At 64.8% G+C, this 18,596-nt stretch carries 15 protein-coding genes; 9 read left to right on the top strand and 6 right to left on the bottom strand.

The window, feature by feature from the left end; genetic code table 11:
* The first annotated feature begins 98 nt into the window (after positions 1-98).
* The 3 genes from OKW27_RS33475 to OKW27_RS33465 all read left to right on the top strand — a co-directional run bounded on the left by OKW27_RS33475 (position 99) and on the right by OKW27_RS33465 (position 1,894).
* Positions 99-926 carry an AraC family transcriptional regulator gene (locus tag OKW27_RS33475; RefSeq protein WP_429335980.1) on the top strand — a complete coding sequence of 276 codons (828 nt, stop codon included), beginning with the start codon at positions 99-101 and terminating at the stop codon, positions 924-926.
* Positions 927-1,007: 81 nt separating this feature from the next.
* Positions 1,008-1,409, top strand: a complete 402-nt coding sequence (locus OKW27_RS33470; protein WP_429335979.1) for a cupin domain-containing protein — start codon at positions 1,008-1,010, stop codon at positions 1,407-1,409.
* The gene (locus OKW27_RS33465; protein WP_244145215.1) at positions 1,400-1,894 is read left to right on the top strand and encodes a GNAT family N-acetyltransferase; all 495 of its coding nucleotides are present in this window, start codon (positions 1,400-1,402) and stop codon (positions 1,892-1,894) included. Before OKW27_RS33470 ends, OKW27_RS33465 begins: the two co-directional genes overlap by 10 nt.
* A gap of 25 nt (positions 1,895-1,919) precedes the next feature.
* Here the strand turns inward: OKW27_RS33465 and OKW27_RS33460 are convergent, their stop codons facing one another.
* From OKW27_RS33460 to OKW27_RS33445, 4 genes are all read right to left on the bottom strand, one after another.
* Positions 1,920-2,411, bottom strand: coding sequence for a DNA-deoxyinosine glycosylase (locus tag OKW27_RS33460; RefSeq protein WP_187611035.1), 492 nt, complete (start codon positions 2,409-2,411; stop codon positions 1,920-1,922).
* Entirely contained in the window at positions 2,411-3,118 is a 708-nt protein-coding gene (locus tag OKW27_RS33455; protein WP_429335978.1) for a chorismate--pyruvate lyase family protein, read from the bottom strand. The genes OKW27_RS33460 and OKW27_RS33455 overlap by 1 nt, the downstream gene beginning before the upstream one ends.
* 864 nt (positions 3,119-3,982) lie before the next feature.
* Entirely contained in the window at positions 3,983-5,881 is a 1,899-nt protein-coding gene (htpG, locus tag OKW27_RS33450; protein ID WP_429335977.1) for a molecular chaperone HtpG, read from the bottom strand.
* A 135-nt stretch (positions 5,882-6,016) separates the two neighbouring features.
* Positions 6,017-7,474: a PLP-dependent aminotransferase family protein gene (locus tag OKW27_RS33445; protein ID WP_429335976.1), complete on the bottom strand. Its 1,458-nt coding sequence runs from the start codon at positions 7,472-7,474 to the stop codon at positions 6,017-6,019.
* Positions 7,475-7,705: 231 nt separating this feature from the next.
* Between OKW27_RS33445 and OKW27_RS33440 the strand changes: the two genes are divergently transcribed.
* From OKW27_RS33440 to OKW27_RS33415, 6 genes are all read left to right on the top strand, one after another.
* Complete coding sequence (locus OKW27_RS33440; protein ID WP_429336618.1) at positions 7,706-8,398, top strand: VOC family protein; 693 nt, start codon at positions 7,706-7,708, stop codon at positions 8,396-8,398.
* 115 nt (positions 8,399-8,513) lie between these two features.
* Positions 8,514-9,710 (top strand): PLP-dependent aminotransferase family protein, encoded by a 1,197-nt coding sequence (locus OKW27_RS33435; protein ID WP_090803607.1) that lies wholly within the window; start codon positions 8,514-8,516, stop codon positions 9,708-9,710.
* A 103-nt stretch (positions 9,711-9,813) separates the two neighbouring features.
* Positions 9,814-10,278 (top strand): RidA family protein, encoded by a 465-nt coding sequence (locus OKW27_RS33430; RefSeq protein WP_090803605.1) that lies wholly within the window; start codon positions 9,814-9,816, stop codon positions 10,276-10,278.
* A 195-nt stretch (positions 10,279-10,473) separates the two neighbouring features.
* Complete coding sequence (locus tag OKW27_RS33425; protein WP_429335975.1) at positions 10,474-11,373, top strand: PhzF family phenazine biosynthesis protein; 900 nt, start codon at positions 10,474-10,476, stop codon at positions 11,371-11,373.
* Positions 11,374-11,845: 472 nt separating this feature from the next.
* Positions 11,846-14,206 (top strand): bifunctional diguanylate cyclase/phosphodiesterase, encoded by a 2,361-nt coding sequence (locus tag OKW27_RS33420; protein WP_429335974.1) that lies wholly within the window; start codon positions 11,846-11,848, stop codon positions 14,204-14,206.
* A gap of 38 nt (positions 14,207-14,244) precedes the next feature.
* Positions 14,245-15,453, top strand: a complete 1,209-nt coding sequence (locus OKW27_RS33415) for a chromate transporter (protein WP_429335973.1) — start codon at positions 14,245-14,247, stop codon at positions 15,451-15,453.
* A gap of 64 nt (positions 15,454-15,517) precedes the next feature.
* Here the strand turns inward: OKW27_RS33415 and OKW27_RS33410 are convergent, their stop codons facing one another.
* On the bottom strand, positions 15,518-15,976 hold the full coding sequence (locus OKW27_RS33410) for a CopD family protein (protein WP_429335972.1): 459 nt from the start codon (positions 15,974-15,976) through the stop codon (positions 15,518-15,520).
* Positions 15,977-16,265: 289 nt separating this feature from the next.
* Positions 16,266-18,587, bottom strand: a complete 2,322-nt coding sequence (gene parC, locus OKW27_RS33405) for a DNA topoisomerase IV subunit A (RefSeq protein ID WP_429335971.1) — start codon at positions 18,585-18,587, stop codon at positions 16,266-16,268.
* Positions 18,588-18,596: the final 9 nt, after the last annotated feature.

The following is an 18,596-nucleotide window of genomic DNA, read 5'->3' as shown; positions in this document are numbered from 1 at the left end:
CGCGCCATCGTGCATGCCAAGCGTGCGAACATTCGCACCGGTACAATCCTCCGATATCGTTGTTCCCGCAGATCTGCCAAACCAAGCCGGAGCGTGTGATGGACGGCGATACCAGCAAAGCCCAATCCGACTGGATTTCCCGTTCGGAATCCACCCACGGAGTCGAACGCATCGAAGCGTTTTTCCACGGCAACGCGTACTCCATGCATCGGCACGACACCTACGCGATCGGCCTGACCCTCGCCGGCGTCCAATGCTTCCATTACAGGCGCGGTTTGCGCACCAGCCTACCCGGACAGACCATGGTCCTGCATCCCGACGAAGTGCACGACGGTCAGGCCGGCACGAACGAGGGATTTCGTTATCAGATGATTTACGTGCAACCCGCTGCAATCCAGGAAGTCCTCGGCGGCCGCCCCCTGCCGTTCGTCGAAGGCGGCGTCACGGCCGATCCGCGCCTGTTCGAAGCCACGCAGACAGCGCTGCGCCAGATGCGTGGCGACGCGGAGCCGCTCGAACGTGACGACGCGCTCGCCGGTCTCGCGCTCGCGCTGGATAACGCCTCGGGCGCGCGGCAGACGCGCAAGTCCGCGGATTTCGCGGCAGCGCAGCGAGCACGCGAATATCTGCACGCATCGTGCACGCACACCGTCACGCTCGATGAACTTGCCGTCGTCAGCGGGCAGGACCGCTGGAGCCTCTCGCGCGATTTCCGAACTTTTTACGGCACCAGCCCCTATCACTACCTGGTCATGCGCCGGCTCGAAGCCGCGCGCGCGATGATGCTGCGCGGCGTTTCCCTCGTGGACGCGGCGGCCGCAGCCGGCTTCGCCGACCAGAGCCACATGACCCGACATTTTCGCCACGCATACGGAATCTCTCCCGCACGTTGGCTCGCGATGACGAGCGATCGGCACGCCGGCTAACGCAAGCTTGCACGATCGTTCAAGACACTCGCCGGCGGCGGGACTATGCTCTGTTCCAGGTATCACCCGAATGGAGCCACCATGCACAGCGATTCCCAGCCGACACCCGAGCAACGCGGCCAATACAAGACCATCAACCTGCTCGACAAGATCAGTCAGATCGACGACCACTGGCAGCCGCGCGTCGTTGCTGAAATGAATGACTATCAGTTCAAGGTCGTAAAGATAGTCGGCGATTTCGTCTGGCATCGGCATGCCGATACCGACGAGACGTTCATCGTCCTCGCAGGCCGGTTGCGCATCGACTTCCGCGACCGCTCGATCGAACTGTTTCCCGGAGAAATGGCGGTGGTACCAAAGGGAGTCGAGCACAAGCCGTATGCCGAGTCCGAGGTGAAGCTGCTGCTCATCGAACCGCGCGGCGTCGTCAATACCGGCGATACGACCAACGAAAGAACGGCCGAAAACGACGTATGGATCTGAGAGCCGCCATGCAAACGCCGCGGCCGATCGTTCGCGAAGCCGTTTTCCCCGCCGACACGCACAACCTCGTCGCCGTGATCCGCGAGTATGTCCGCTGGCTGGATATGGATCTGTCGTACCGTGGATTCGATGCAGAAATGGACGCGTTCGAACACGTTTATACGCTGCCATCCGGCATGTTCTTCGTCGCCGATGCCGGCGGCGAGCTCGCCGGTTGCGCGGGGCTGCTGCGCCATACGGCAGAGACTGCGGAAATCAAACGGCTCTATGTTCGTGAAGCATTCAGAGGGTTGTCGCTTGGCGAAACGCTGGTCACATCGGTGATCGGGAAAGCGAAGACATTGGGATTCTCGACGCTGGTTCTCGACTCGGTTCCGCAAACCCGTTTTGCACAGCGCATCTACGAGCGGTTAGGGTTCGTCGAAACCGCGCCCTACTACGAGAATCCAGTCGAAGGCACACGGTTTCTTGCGCTCGATCTATGAGCGCGAATGGCATCCTGTCGGTCGATCAGACCCAGGTTAGCCGTCGCCATATGTCCAGCTTTTGAGCGTATGAAACCGAGGCATGGGCGGGACTGCTCGATGGCAAACGGACAAGCCGATATTGCACTCCCCGCTCGCCCAACGCTTTCAGCCCGATTTTGGCCGCCGTCCCCCCGTTGAAGGCGATGGTAGCCAGTTTCGGCAGCGTATCGATCAGAGCAATCAGATCGTTGCTGGCATGGTCGCGAATCCGGCTATCCAGGCTTCCTGCTCGACGAGCCTCGGCAACGACATCCCATAGTCCGATATGGTGTTCGAGCAACGTCTCGAGACGCGTCGAATAGTCCATATCAACCAGATCCCGTTCTATCGCTTCACCGACCAGTAACCAGAATTTGTTCTGCGGGTGTGCGTAGTATTGGCCGTGAGCCAACGACACCTCGCCCGGCAAGCTACCGAGGATCAAGACCCGCGTATCAGCGTCGACGACAGGCGCAAAGCAACGCTTGAACGACATCAGCGGCTCCGCTCGTCGGCGCTACGCGGCACGCTGTGCGCACGCGACGCGGTGTGATCGAGCGGACGACCGTGCTCGCGCACCCGCGCGTGCGCGATATGCGCCGCGCCGGTGCCCGACGCGGCAGCGTGCGCGCGAGCGGCCGCGTCCAACGCACGCAAATGCTCCCACAGTGCCGGCAACATGCATTCGGTCACCATCAAAGGCGCGCCATGCCGCTCGAACACCGAGCGACGCGCCACCAGCGCATGCCGATCGCCGCCGTCGATTTCATGCGCGGCCAACCGATACAACGGATGCCGCTGCCCCACCCTGCGGCTCACCAGCGACGAACGCGCGACGCTGCTATCGCTATACAGCAACTCCGCGAGCGGCCGGGTGCGCAGCCGGCGCGTCGCCTGCCAGACGCCGACGCTCGCGGCACGCGGCGTCACGCTATGCGCGGCGACGAACGGCACGCCATCGACCGACAGCACCACTTCGCGCACCCACACCGGCGCGCGCGGCGCGAGTCCGAGCGCGGCGGCTTCGTCGGGCCACGGCAGCGCGACGGCTTCGCGAGTCACGCGCACCGCGACCGCGCCGAGCGCGCGCAGGTGCGCGGTCAGTGAACCGCCGCGGGTCAGCCAGTCTTTCTGGGCGGCGCTGAAAGTGGCCAAAGGCGCGACGCGCCAGTGGGCATCGGCGGGATCGAAACGGATAGGCATGGTGTCGGATTATAGCGGCGTGCTCCGACGGTAATTTTTCGCGGCGACGACCGCGGCGATCGTGCGCGCTCCTTCAGGCAGGGGAGCCGACGCAAACCAGAAGGATCGGGTAGGAGGCGGGGTTGCCCCCGCCGTCCTCCCACAACACCGGACGTACGGATCACGTATCCGGCGTTTCCTGACGACTGGATTGCTCCAGCGAGCTTCGTTTCGTTCGTCGTGTCGCCTGTCGTTCAATGGACACCCCAACCTCTCTCAGGCTTCCGGCCGTCAAGTTTGATCGCAGGCTCCCGGCTGTGCCGAGACTTGTGCCCAAACGCTCAGAGAGCACGCGTGACTATCCACTCTCGTCAGGTTCGGCCCTTCACTGCTCCGGTTCCGAGCCGCTACTATGGCCTCTGCTGACTCCCGCCAGCCCATCCCGGCACCTTGCGATGCCAGTAGCACAAGGCAGACTGACGGGGCTCCCAGGGTAATGCGCGCGACCTTCCTGCTTATGCCTGTCGGATCTACGTCGTGGCGTTCCGTGCAAGTATTGGGCTTTACAGATCTTGGACTGCTCACCCCGCCACACCGCCTGATATCCGCTTCCTGTTCGTCAGGCCAGCATTTTGCCTGCGGCTTCCTTCAGATTCCGCCTTACGACGGACACCCTTGCCGTTCAGCTAGCACTTCCCCTTGCCGGGTGTGCAGAGGACTTTCACCCCCAAGTCATCCGGCTCGCCACCACAGCGGGTCGGACAGCGCCAGTCACGGCGCTACGCGCCATGCCTGGCGCACCAAAAAAAATGCGCTGCCGAAGCAGCGCATTTCTCAACTACCGGGCGTCAATCCAGCAACGACATCAACGCTTTCGGCTCACGCTCAACCCGCGCGCGACAGCAGCAACGCATTGGTCCGCTTCACGAAGCTCGCCGGATCTTCCAGCGCGCCGCCTTCGGCGAGCAGTGCCTGATCGAACAGCAGATGGCACCAGTCATCGAAATTCGCGCTATCGGCATGCAGACCCTTCACGAGGGCGTGCTCCGGATTCACTTCGAGAATTGGATGGAACTCTGGCGCCTGCTGGCCCGCGGCCTTCAGCATGCGCTGCAGGTAGCCGCTCATTTCGCCGTCGTCGGCAACGAGGCACGACGGTGAGTCGGTCAGGCGGAACGTCAGACGCACGTCCTTCGCCTTGTCCTTCAACGCTTCCTTCATCTTCTCGACGAGCGGCTTGAACGCTTCGCCGATCTTCTCCTGCGCCACTTTTTCCTCGTCATTCAGCGCGCCGAGATCGAGGTCGCCGCGCGCGACGCTTTGCAGCGGCTTGCCGTCGAATTCGTTGAGGAACGACAGCATCCATTCATCGACGCGATCGGTCAGCAACAGCACTTCGACGCCCTTCTTGCGGAACACTTCGAGATGCGGGCTGTTCGACGCGGCCTGCCACGTGTCGGCGGTCACGTAGTAGATCTTCGTCTGCTCGGGCTTCATGCGAGCGACGTAGTCGGCCAGCGACACGGTCTGCTCGGCCGTGCCCGTATGCGTCGTCGCAAAGCGCACGAGCTTCGCGACGCGCTCGCGATTGGCGAAGTCCTCGCCGATGCCTTCCTTCAGCACCTGGCCGAACTCCTTCCAGAAGCCGGCGTACTTTTCCTTATCGGCGTCGTTGTCCGCGTTGGCCAGTTCTTCCAGCATCGACAGCGCGCGCTTGGTCACGCCTTCGCGGATCGCCTTCACGTCGCGGCTTTCCTGCAGGATTTCGCGCGACACGTTGAGCGGCAGATCGGCCGAATCGACCACACCCTTCACGAAGCGCAGGTACGTGGGCAGCAGTTGCTCGGCGTCGTCCATGATGAACACGCGCTTCACGTACAGCTTCAGTCCGCCGCGCTGCTCGCGGTTCCACAGATCGAACGGCGCGTGCGCCGGCACGTACAGCAGTTGCGTGTACTCGCTGCGGCCTTCGACGCGGTTATGCGTCCACGTCAGCGGATCTTGATGATCGTGCGAGATGTGCTGGTAGAACTGCTTGTATTGCTCGTCGGTGATGTCGTTCTTCGAACGGGTCCACAGCGCGCTCGCCTGGTTGACGGTCTCGTCCTCGTCCTTCGTGACCATCTCGCTCTTTTCCGCGTCCCACTCTTCCTTCTTCATCAGGATCGGCAGCGCGACGTGGTCCGAGTACTTCTGGATGATCGACTTCAGCCGATACGACGACAGCAGTTCGTCCTCATCGGCACGCAGATGCAGCGTGATGGTCGTGCCGCGCGCGGCGCGCTCGATCGTCTCGACCGCGAAATCGCCTTCGCCCGCGCTTTCCCAGCGCACGCCTTCCGAGGCCGGCAAACCGGCGCGGCGCGTCTCGACGGTGATCTTGTCCGCGACGATGAAGCCCGAGTAGAAGCCCACGCCAAACTGGCCGATCAGCGCCGCGTCCTTCTGCTGGTCGCCCGACAGCTTGCCGAAGAATTCCTTGGTGCCCGAACGCGCGATCGTGCCGAGGTGCGCGATCGTCTCGTCGCGACTCATGCCGATGCCGTTGTCGTCGATCGTGATGGTGCGCGCGGCCTTGTCGAACGACACCCGAATCCGCAGGTTCGGATCGTTCTCGTACAGCGCGCTGTTTTCGATCGCCTCGAAGCGCAGCTTGTCGGCCGCGTCGGACGCGTTCGAAATCAGCTCGCGCAGAAAGATTTCCTTGTTGCTGTACAGCGAATGGATCATCAGTTGCAGAAGTTGCTTCACTTCTGCCTGAAAGCTCATGGTTTCTTGTGCCATGGTCGGACTTCCTCTCTGTTGCGAATTGGGGGATGAGCGGCGGCCGAAGCGGATTCCAACCGCGGTTCGGGCTCGCCGTGCCGGAGCGCCGGACCGCCGGGTCGTCCGCGCAAATGGGGACGCTCCGGCGCGGTTTCAAGAGGCCCGGCGCGCGACGCCGTCGAGATAACGGCTTAGGAACGCCGGCAATTCAGGATCGCCGCAATTGGCGATGTTGAAGCGCATCCACGTGCTCGGCGACTGCTGCGGCGAAAACAGCCCGCCCGGCGTCAGCAGATAGCCGGCTTCGTGCCCGGCCGCGGCGAGCGCGCCTGCGTCGACGCCGGTGTCGGCCCACAGGAACATCCCGGCCGTCGGCGTCAGAAACAGCTTCATGCCGGTCTTCTCGATCATCCGCACGGCCTTCTCGCGCACGCCGTCGAGCCGTGCGCGAATGCGCTCGACGTGCCGCCGGTAGTGGCCCTCGGTCAGGATCTTGTAGATCACGCGCTCGTTCAACTCCGGGCTCGTCATGCCGACCAGCATCTTCTGATTGGCGACCACCATCGCGACCTCTGCCGCGCATGCGATGAAACCGACGCGCAGATTCGGCGCAAGCGTCTTCGAGAAACTGCCGAGGTAGATCACGCGCTTTAGCTGATCGAGGCTCGCGAGCCGCGTACCCGCGTAGCTGGGCGGGCACAGGTCGCCGTAGATGTCGTCCTCGACGACGATGAAGTCGTACGCCTCGGCAAGCCGCAGGATGCGGAACGCCTGCGCGGCGCTCAGCGAGGTGCCGGTCGGGTTCTGCAGCACCGAGTTGATCACCAGCATTTTGGGGCGCCATTCCTGGACCAGCGCTTCGAGCGCGTCGAGATCGGGGCCGTCCGGTGTGTACGGCATGCCGACGAGCCGCGCGCCCTGCGACGCGAAGCAGCCGAACATCTGGAACCACGCCGGATCGCCGACGATCACCGCATCACCCGGCTTCACGTAGATGCGCGAAATGAGGTCGATCGCCTGGGTGACGCCCGACACCATCACGATCTGCTCGGGCAACGCGCCGATCTCCAACTCCTCGAGCCGCGTCTGCAACTGCTGACGCAGCGGCAGGAAACCTTGCGCGGTGCCGATGCCGAGCATCTGCATGCCGCTTTGCCGGCCGAGCGTGCGCAGCGCGTTGGTGATCAGGTCGCCGTCGAGCCAGCGGGCCGGCAGATAGCCGAGGCCCGGGCTGCGCTCGGGCCGCGCGCCGGTGTGCAGCATGTTGCGCAGCAGCCAGACGACGTCGATATTGGCCGGCGCGGGCAGCGTCTCGGCGCGCGGGTGCAGCTCGGAGACCGTCGCCGCGCCGCCCTGGCGCTCGCGCACATAGAAGCCGGAGCCGCGCCGCGACTCCAGAAAACCCTGCGCGACGAGCCGCTCGTACGCTTCGACCACCGTGAAGCGCGACACGCCCTTATCGAGCGCGAGCTTGCGGATCGACGGCATGCGCATGCCGGGGCGGAACACGCGCTCCTCGATGCGGCGCCGCGCCCATTGGACGAGCTGTTCGACTAGCGTCAAGGACGCGGTGTCGTGCGGGGCGGGAATCTGGGTAAGCGGGACGGACATGACGGACTCCAACTGTACCGAACAGTATCGCGCCGATTGTACCGTTACTGTGCAGGTCACGGCCGTTACATTTGAATCCAGCGCGGCTGGTGACACCATGTAAATCCATACGTATGGCCCGCCGATCCGGCAAGCGGTTATGCTTACGGCCCCGGCAGCGCTGCCCACAAGCGTGGCGCGCAACTGGCCCTTGCACAGAACAGCGTTTTCCGTCGATCCGCCATGACCACCCTGACAGCCCAATCGCTCAGTCTCGATCACCTCGTCGTCTCCGCGCGCACCTTGGACGAAGGCGTCCAGTACGTCGCCGATACGCTCGGCGTCGCGCCGGCCGGCGGCGGCGCGCATCCGCTGATGCGGACCCACAATCGCCTACTCGGCCTGTGGGGCGGGGTCTACCTGGAAGTGATCGCCATCGATCCGCACGCCGCGGCCGAGGCAACCGATGGCACCGCGCCGCGCCCGCGCCTGTTCGCGCTCGACGACCCGGCGACGCAGGCCCGACTGGAAAACGGGCCGTATCTGTCGCAGTGGGTCGCGCGCGTCGAGCGGCCGAAGCATCTGGCGACGTGGCAAGCGCAGTATCCGCAGCGCATCGCGCCGGTCGTGCCGATGACGCGCGGCGATTTCACGTGGGGCCTGACGGTGCCCGACGACGGGTCGTTCCCCGCGTGGCAAGGCGCCGGCGACGGCGTGCTGCCCTCGCTGATCCAGTGGGACTCGACGCGGCATCCGTCGCAGTCGCTGGCGCCGACGAACCTCGCGCTGAAAGCGTTGAAAGCCGTGCATCCGCGGCCAGAGCTGATTGGCGAGCAACTGCGCTGGCTCGGCGCCGCGCACCTGCTCGACGTACAGCCGACCGACGGCGCGGCGGCGCTCGTCGCCGAATTCGAAACACCCGAGGGTTCTCGAACCCTCGGATAAACAGCGCGTGATTGGGCAACCCCCGTGGCAACCCCGGTGGCACCCCAGCGGCAATGGTTGGCCAGTCGCGCGATAATTGAAATTTTGACCGGTTCCAGAAATACCAGAGGAGATCATGGACCAAAGCGACCTGAAAGCCCCGACGTGGCAATTGTCCGAACGCGCGCGCAAGCTCACGAGCTCCGCGATCCGCGAGATCCTGAAGGTCACGGAACGGCCCGAAGTCATCTCCTTCGCCGGCGGCCTGCCCTCGCCTGCCACCTTCCCGGCCGAGCGCATGCGCGAGGCGTCCGACCGCATCCTGCGCGACACGCCCGCCGCGGCGCTGCAGTACAGCGCGACCGAAGGTTATCTGCCGCTGCGCGAATGGGTCGCGCAGCGCTACTCGATCAACGGCGCGCAGATCCGTGCGTCGCAGGTGCTGATCACGACCGGCTCGCAACAGGCGCTCGACCTGCTCGGCAAGGTGCTGATCTGCGTCGATAGCCCCGTGCTGGTCGAAACGCCGACCTACCTCGGCGCGCTGCAATCGTTCTCGATGTACGAGCCGCACTACGTGCAGGTGCCAACCGACGAGCAGGGCCTGATCCCCGAGGGCCTGAAGCCGGAACTGACCAATGGCGCGCGTCTGCTGTACGCGCAGCCGAATTTCCAGAATCCGACGGGCCGCCGTCTGCCGGTCGAACGCCGCCGCGCGCTCGCGGAGTTCGCGAAGACCGCGCCGTTCCCGGTGATCGAGGACGATCCCTACGGCGCGCTCGACTACGCGGGCGAACCGCTGCCGACGATGTTGTCGATGGCGCCCGATCACATCGTCTATCTCGGCTCGTTCTCGAAGGTGCTCGCGCCGGGTCTGCGCGTCGGTTTCATCATCGCGCCCGAGGAGCTGATCTTCAAACTCGTGCAGGCCAAGCAGGCCACCGACCTGCACACGCCGAGCTTCACGCAGCGCATCGTGCACGAGGTGGTCAAGGACGGCTTTCTCGACACGCACGTGCCGACGATCCGGGAGCTGTATCGCAACCAGTGCGACGCGATGCTCACCGCGCTCGAACGCTATATGCCCGAAGGCGTCAGCTGGAACCGTCCGGAAGGCGGCATGTTCATCTGGGTCAATCTGCCGGCGGGCATCGACACGATGAAGCTGCTCGAGGAAGCGGTCGCGCAGAACGTCGCGTTCGTGCCGGGCGCTCCGTTCTTCGCGAGCGAGGCGCAGCACAACACGCTGCGTCTGTCGTTCGTCACGGTGCCACCGGCTAAAATCGACGAAGGCGTGGCGCGTCTCGCCGCACTCGTGCGCGCGAAAATCTGAACGGCGTTAGCCGCACTGCCATCGGGGCGAAGCTTGCACGCGCGTTGCGGGCGGACTTCGCCCCGCCTGCATTCATGCAATCTCACCGAAACGAGGAAACGATATGGCTCAATCGAATGTGTACGACAAGCTCAAGGAACTCGGCATCGAATTGCCGGCGGCGGGTGCGCCGGCAGCGGCCTATGTGATGAGCGCGCAAAGCGGCAACACGGTGTACCTGTCGGGCCACATCGCCAAGAAGGACGGCAAGGTGTGGGTCGGCAAGCTCGGCGCGACGCTCTCCACCGAGGAAGGCAAGGCCGCCGCGCGCTCGATCGCGATCGATCTGCTCGCCACCTTGCATGCGCACGTCGGCGACCTGAACCGCGTCACGCGCGTCGTCAAGCTGATGAGCCTCGTCAACTCGACGCTCGAGTTCACCGAGCAGCATCTGGTCACCAACGGTGCGTCCGAGCTGATCGCCGACGTGTTCGGCGAACGCGGCAAGCACGCGCGCTCGGCGTTCGGCGTCGCGCAGATTCCGCTCGGCGCGTGCGTGGAGATCGAGCTGATCGCCGAGGTCCAATAGCATCGACGCGATGTGACAATGCGTGCGGTGTCGCGCGAGATCGGCACCTGATTCACGCCGCATCGCGATTGAAACGCGCCGACCGGTGTCACGCACCGGCGGCGCGTTTCTGTTTTATGGCGACGGTGGATCGCCGCCGCGCAGGCGGATAGAATCCGCGAACTCCCTCAATGTCCATTGCACCGGGGCCTGTCGATGTCCGCTCACACCGTTCGTTTCAAACAGGTCGACGTGTTTACGTCGACACCGTTCAAGGGCAATCCGCTTGCCGTCGTGTTCGATGCCGACGCGCTCGATACCGCGCAAATGCAGGCCATTGCGCGCTGGACCAATCTGTCCGAAACCACGTTTCTGCTAAAGCCGACCGACGCGGCCGCCGACTATCGCGTGCGCATCTTCACGCCGGGGGGCGAGTTGCCGTTCGCGGGTCATCCGACCTTGGGCACCGCGCATGCTTTACGCGAAAGCGGCTACCAGCCGAAGCAGGCCGGCAAGCTGATCCAGCAATGCGGCGTGGGTCTCGTCGAACTCGAAGCGCTCGACGGCGGCGACAACATGCACGGCGCATGGGCGTTCGCCGCGCCGCCCGCGCGCGTGACACCGCTCGCCGAGCATCGTTACGAAGCGCTGTCTACGGCTTTACGTAGTCAGGCGATCGACTTCAGCGCGCCGCCATGCGCGGTCGACAACGGTGCGCCGTGGCTCGTGGTGCGGGTCGATTCGGCACGCGCCTGCCTCGCGCTCGAACCCGACGCGGCGGCGCTCGCCGAGCTCGCGCATTCGGTCGACACGCACGGCGTCGCCGTGTATGGACCACACGACGCCGACGGCCCCGCGACGTTCGAGGTCCGTTGCCTGATGGCGGGCGGCGGCTTCGGTGTCGGCGAAGACCCGGTGACGGGCAGCGCCAATGCCGCGCTCGCGGGTCTGCTGAACCTGCAGCACCGTCGTCCCGCCGCGCGCTACACGGCGCGTCAGGGCACCGCGCTCGGGCGCGCGGGCCACGTGTCGGTGCACTACGACGATGCGCGCGGCAAGATCTGGATCGGCGGGCCTTCGGTGACGATCGTCGACGGCACGTGCCGGCTCGCGTAAGCGAGCTGCGGCTTCGCGCGCACGCCACGGCGACACGCCACATGCCGCCGCTTCACACCACAGAAAGCCGCAGCGCGATGGCGTCGCCATACCTGGTTCTCCGAATTCATCGTGGCCGGATTGCAAAAGCCCTGCCAGAAACTGCCGAGTGGCAGGCACCGTTGCCGATGAAGTCTTCGACAAACCACGGACCGGCCGCGTCATAAGACCGGCGATGCAGGCCACGTGAACAGCCGCATCCAGGCGCCCGCCGCGCGAGCGTATACCCCATGCCCGGAAGCTTCCTTAATCCGGTGGCATTCAGTAATATCGAACCGTATCCGATGACCTGTGGACGGTCCGGCGCGGCGCCACGCCCTCTCATCCTGCGCAGCAGCTTTGGCATCTTGGTCACCATGCAGCCATCCATCTATTTCGCGCAGTCGATGCCCATGCGTTTGCAAGCGGCCCGCACCCAGCCAAGGCCCGCGCGATGACTCAGTCCCGCTTCTCCGAGCCGCGCGAAGCCAGGCCGCGACGCGATCCATCGGTCACGCGCCGGCGCGCATTGCTCGTCATTCCCGCCCTCGGGGTACTCGTACTGATCCTGCTGTGGACCGTGATCTTCGCGCGGCTGTCGGTAGAAAGGGACGCGACGTACCGCGAAGCGATGGCGTCTTCCGCCATACTTTCCGCGGCGCTCGAGCAGCACACCATCAAGGCGATTCACCAGGTCGATCAGATCACGCGCTTCGTCAAGTACGAGTTCGAAAAGACGCCCAATCATTTCGATCTCGCGAGCACGGTCGAAAAAGGCGTCGTGCAAAGCGAAACACTCGTGCAGGTGTCGATAATCGACGAGCACGGCAGACTGATCGCCAATACGGCCGAACTCAACCCCGCTCACATCGACTTGTCTGACCGCGAGCACTTCAAGGTCCACGAGCACGAAAACGACGACCAGCTGTACATCAGCAAGCCTGTGCTCGGCCGCGTGTCGGGTCACTGGACGCTGCAGATGACGCGGCGTCTCAATCATCCGGACGGCTCGTTCGCGGGCGTCATCGTGGTCTCCGAAGACCCGAGCTACTTTACGTCGGACTTCTACAACAACGCGGCGATCGGCCGCGAAGGCGTGATCGCGGTGATCTCGGACAGCGGCACCGTGCTCGCGCGCCGCACCGGCAACGCCAGCAGGACGAGCAGCACGTTCACCGCGAGCGGCACGTATCCGACCTCGGAGCATGTGTCGGGCACCTACGTCGATTCGATCGACAACGTCACGCGCATCGTGTCGTACCGGCACATCGACGGCTATCCGCTCGGCGTGCTCGTCGGTCTTTCGCAGGGCGAAGAATTCGCCGATTACAACCACACGCGCAACGTCTATCTGTTGATGGCGGGCTTCATCTCGCTCGCGATGCTCAGCTTCTTCGCGGTCGCGACCGGCCTGATAGGCAAACTGCTAGGCCGCGAGCGCGAGATGACGCAACTCGTCGAATACGATCTGTTGACCGGCCTGCGCAATCGCTACGCGACGCTGCAGGCGCTGCGCCATGACGTCGCGCAGCCGTTCAACCTGGGTCGCCTCGCGATTCTTTTTATCGACCTCGACAACTTCAAGACCGTCAACGACACGCTCGGCCACAACGCCGGCGACATCGTGCTGCAGATGACAGCCTCGCGCCTCGCCACCGCGGTCGGCGACGACGGCGCGCTGAGCCGCATCGGCGGGGACGAGTTCGTCGTCGTGATCAAGGGCGACGATGTCGAAAAGCGCGCGGTCGCGCTCGCCGAAGCCGCCGGCGAAGCGTTCTCGAAGCCGTTCGAGGTGCGCGGCAGCGCGTTCGTGCTGCATGCGAGCATCGGCATCGCGCTGTACTCGGTCGCCAACGAAAGCGAGATCGACCTGCTGAAGAAAGCCGACCTCGCGATGTACAGCGCGAAGGACGCCGGCAAGAACTGCTACCAGTTCTATTCGCCGCATCTGTCGCACCGCGCCGACCATCTGATGAAGTGGGAGCAGCAGTTGCGCGTCGCGCTGGCCGAGGGGCAACTGTTCCTCGCCTATCAGCCGAAGATCGATCTGAAGCGCCGCTGCATCACCGGCTTCGAAGCGCTCGTGCGCTGGAACCATCCGCAGCACGGACTGATCCCGGCCAACGAGTTCATCCCCGTGGCCGAGTCGACTGGCCTGATCGTGCCGATCGGCGACTTCGTGATCGAGACCGCATGCCGTCAGCTCGCGCAATGGCAGCAGCAGGGCTACGACACGCTATCGCTCGCGGTGAACATTTCGGCGGTGCAGTTCTGGCGCGGCGACCTGTTCGAAACGGTCTCGCGCGCGATCGAGGAAACCGGCATCTCCGCCCGTCGCCTCGAACTCGAAATCACCGAAACGACGATGATGGAATTTCCGGAAGTGGTCTCCGAAAAAATCTTCGCGCTGAAGCGTCTCGGCGTACGCATCGCGCTCGACGATTTCGGCACCGGCTACTCTTCGCTGTCCTATCTCAACCGCTTTGCCGTCGATACGCTGAAGGTGGACCGCTCGTTCGTCCAGGCGATTCCGGGCGACCGCAGCGTCTGCGTAATGGTCACCGCGATCGTCAACCTCGCGCGCTCGCTCGGGCTCACGGTGGTGGTCGAAGGCACGGAGACCGAAGAGCAGATTGCGTGGCTGGCCGCGCTCGGCCATATCGAGGCACAGGGCTTCCTGTTCTCGCGGCCGGTGCCAGTGGAGGCGATCCCGGCACTGCTCGAGCGCTTCGGGGTATGCGGCATGAACAGCGTCGGCGGCCGCCGCGTCGCGCACGAAGCCCACAGCGCAAGCAGCCTATCCAGCAACAATTAAAGGACGGGCACCCGCACGGCGGGGCCCGCGCAGCGCCGATGCAGACCATCACGAGCGATGAGACTGCCCGCCGCGGGCAACGGGAACCGCTATGGACGCTGTTCCGGGTCGTGTGCGGCCTGTCGGCGCTGTCCTGGGGCGGTCTCGCGTTGATGGCGCAGCTCGAGCATCATTACGTGGAACGCGAGGGGCGGCTCTCGCGCGTGGCGTTCTCGGACCTGATCGCGCTCGCGTGGATGGTGCCGGGACCCGTCGGCTGCAACGTCGCCGTGCAGCTCGGGCACGCGCTGCGCGGACGCGCGGGCGCATGGGTCGCCGGGGTGGCGAGCGTACTGCCCTTCTTCACGCTGATGACGCTGTTCGCGATCTTCTATCGCACGCCCATCATGCACACGATCACGTCGCAAACCCTGCTGCATCACTTCAGCGTCGTGCTCGCGACGCTGATCGCGCTCACCTGGTACAAGCAAACCCGCGCGCTCGTGCGGGGCAAGCTCGAATGGACGGCGGCGCTGCTCGGCAGCATCGCGCTGCTCTATGCGCACGGCGCCGCGGCGTATGTGGTGATGCTCGGCGCGGCCTTCGGCGCCGGCTGGTTCGCGAGTCGGGAGCGCGACTCGCGACTCGCCGTGTCGCTCCAGCGCGGCGACTGTCGGCTGCTGGCCGCGCTCGGCGTGCTGCTCGTGCTGTTTGCGCTGCCGCTGCCGCATCGCTATGACCTCGCGCTGCTGTGGCCGCGTCTGGCGGGCGCCGGCATGACGCTGTTCGGCGGTGGCTTCTCGGCGTTGCCGGTGCTGAAGACGCTGTTCGTCACGCCGGCGGTCGGCGTGTCCGATAACGACTTCACGCTCGCGTTTGCGCTGTCACCGTTGTCCCCAGGACCCCTGCTGAACGTGGTCCCGTTCTTCGGTTATCTCGTCGATGGCTGGCTCGGCGCGCTGATCGCGACTCTCGCGCTATTCGTGCCGTCAGGCTGCCTCGTCGTGCTCGCGCAGCGGCATCTGCATCAGTTGAAGGTGAACCCGCGCTTCGAGCACGGCATGAGGATTCTGCGCGCGGTCACGACCGCGTTTCTCGCGGTCGCGGTACTGCGCATTGCCGTGCACGTACCGCTGGAGCCGATCTATCTGCTGACCGCGACGTTCTCCGCGATGTGCTTCGCGAAGCTGAAGGTGCCGGTCTATGCCGTGTATGGAACGGTGGCGGTGGCGTGCGGTTTGTGGCTCGCGTACGGCGCCACGACGTGATGCGTCGCGGGCCGCACGAAGCCTGCTGCGCCGTTGGCGATCCGGCGATCCGGCGGTCCGGCGATCAGAACCCGCGCGACAGCGCAGCGAAGCCGATCGTCACGACGCCCAGCACGAGATTGATCAGCACGAGACGGCGAACCGTGCCGACCGCCTGCGCGCCATCGGGCCACTTCTGCGCCTGCACCGCGCGGCGAATGCGCGGATATACGGCGAAGCGGATATGCCCGAAGATCAGCATCATCACGATGCCGAGACCGGTCATCGCATGCAGCGGCCAGCTAGCATGAGCGCCGCCGAATTGCATCAGCAGGAAGCCGCCGCTGATCAGGATCACGAGCACCGACACCCCGACCCAGTTGAAGAAGCGCCCAAATACCGACTCCCACAGCGGCAGGCGCAGTTGCGGCGACAGATCGCCGAGCGCAGGGCGCAGGCAGAAATGCGCGAACACCATACCGCCGACCCACACCGCCACCCCGAGCAGATGCAGAAAAAGCGCGACTTCGATAGCCTTGTTCATGTAGTTTTCCTCTCCCGACGACGCCACACCGTTTAGGACACGCAATCCCGCTCAGCACCAACTGAGCGCGTTCGACCATACGTGATGCAGGCAGTTCCGGGTATCGACGTCTATTGCGTCGTGTTTTGTCGTTGTGATCGCGGCCCGTTCATCTGGCCGCGACGCCGCCGCGCCCCGTTTGCTTCCACGCCCTTCGCGCGACGGACTTTGCTGCGACAGACCGCGAGCGCCCCGCATGCTAGCAGGCGCTCACGGTTTTACAGCGTCAAACTTCGTTAAATCGACTCCATTAAGCCGGCAGCACCGGACGCATGCCGTCGAGCTTCAGCTTGCTGGCGGGCGCGCGTCCCTTGCGCGCACGCTTGCCGACATGCGCCGCAAGCTCGGCGCCGGCCAGCTTCTCCTCGTCGACGCGGCCGCCACGACGCGTGCCGATCAGCATCACGCCTGCTTGATTGATCGCGAGCGCCTGCACGAGCGTTTCGTTGTCGTCGAGCGCCATCAGCGTGACGCCACGGCCGCCGCCCGACAGCGTCTTCATCTCGTCGAGGCCGAACACGAGCAGACGTCCGCCCGACGACAGACACGCGACCTGCGCCGCGTCCGGCAGCATCGGCATCGGCGCGAGCGGCGCGGCGCCGGCGTCGATCGTCATGAACGACTTGCCGGCCTTCACGCGGCTCACCATATCGCCGAGCTTCGCGATGAAGCCGAAGCCGTTGCTCGACGCGAGCAGCAGCGCCTGTTCCGCCGACGCCGCGTAGTAGTGCATCAAATGACTGCCCGATTCGAGCTCGATCAGCGACGTGACCGGCACGCCGTCGCCGCGTCCGCCCGGCAGTTGAGCCACCGCGACCGAATAGACGCGCCCGTTGCTACCCCACGCGATCAGCGTATCGGGCGTGCGGCATTGGAACGCCGCGTAGAGGCCGTCGCCGGCCTTGAAGCTGAAGCCGGCCGTATCGAGCCCGTGGCCCTTCAGCGCGCGCACCCAGCCCTTTTGCGACACCACGACGGTGACCGGCTCGTCGACCACGCGCGCTTCGAACGTCGCGCGCTTTTCCTGCTGGATCAGCGTGCGGCGCTCGTCGCCATACTGTTTCGCGTCGGCTTCGATTTCCTTGATCAGCAGGCGCTTCATCGCCGGTTCGCTGCCGAGCAGCTCTTCGAGCTTGGCCTTCTCGTCGCGCAGCTCGGCCAGTTCCTTCTCGATCTTGATCTTCTCGAGGCGCGCCAACTGACGCAGCCGGATTTCGAGGATGTCCTCGGCCTGGCGATCCGTGAGACCGAACGCGGCCATCAGCGCGACCTTCGGCTCGTCCGATTCGCGAATGATGCGGATAACTTCGTCGATATTCAGGAAGACGATCATCCGGCCTTCGAGAATATGGATGCGGTCGTCGACCTTCGACAGACGATGCCGCGTGCGGCGCGTCACCGTCGCGAAACGGAACGCGATCCACTCGTGCAGGATTTCGCTCAAGCCCTTCTGACGCGGCCGGCCATCGCCGCCGACCATCACCATGTTCAGCGGTGCGTTCGATTCGAGGCTCGTATGCGCGAGCAGCGTGTTGACGAAGTCGGTCTGATCGATGCGGCTCGACTTCGGCTCGAACACGAGGCGCACCGGCGCGTCCTTGCCCGATTCGTCGCGCACCGCGTCGACGAGCCCGAGCAGCGTCTGCCGCGTCTGCAACTGCTCGGGCGTCAGCGTCTTCTTGCCGAGCTTGATTTTCGGGTTGGTCTGTTCTTCGATTTCCTCGAGCACCTTCTGCGCGGCCGTATTCGGCGGCAGTTCGGTGATCACGAGTTGCCACTGGCCGCGCGCGAGATCCTCGATCTTCCAGCGCGCGCGCACCTTCAGGCTGCCGCGGCCGGTTTCGTACGCGGTGGCGATTTCCGCCTCGCTCGAAATGATCTGGCCGCCGCCGGGGAAGTCCGGACCGGGCACATGCTGCATCAGCTCCGCATGCGAGAGCTTCGGATTGCGGATCAGCGCGACCGCCGCTCCTGCGACTTCGCGCAGGTTGTGCGACGGAATTTCCGTCGCGAGGCCGACGGCGATGCCCGATGCGCCATTGAGCAGCACGAACGGCAGACGCGCTGGCAGCACCTTCGGCTCTTCGAACGAGCCGTCGTAGTTCGGCATGAAGTCGACCGTGCCCTGATCGATTTCGGCGAGCAGCAGCTTTGCGATCGGCGTCAGGCGCGCTTCGGTGTAACGCATCGCCGCCGCGCCATCGCCGTCGCGCGAGCCGAAGTTGCCCTGGCCGTCGATCAGCGGATAGCGCATCGAAAAGTCTTGCGCCAGACGCACGAGTGCGTCGTACGCGGACTGGTCGCCGTGCGGGTGATACTTACCGAGCACGTCGCCGACCACCCGCGCCGATTTGACCGGCTTCGCGTTGTCGCCGAGGCCCATCTCGTTCATCGCGAACAGGATGCGGCGCTGCACCGGCTTTTGCCCATCGCAAACATCGGGCAGCGCGCGGCCCTTGACCACGCTGACCGCATACTCGAGGTACGCGCGCTCCGCGTAGTTGCCGAGCGTCAGCACGTCGCTGTCCGACGGCGGCTCGTTGAAAAGGTCGAGAGTGTTATCGTCGTCCATCTAGATTCC

Source organism: Paraburkholderia sp. 35.1 (assembly GCF_050436525.1).
GTDB lineage: Bacteria > Pseudomonadota > Gammaproteobacteria > Burkholderiales > Burkholderiaceae > Paraburkholderia > Paraburkholderia tuberum.
The sequence above is the reverse complement of the archived record's forward strand: the minus strand, read 5'-3'. Positions and strand labels throughout refer to the sequence as shown.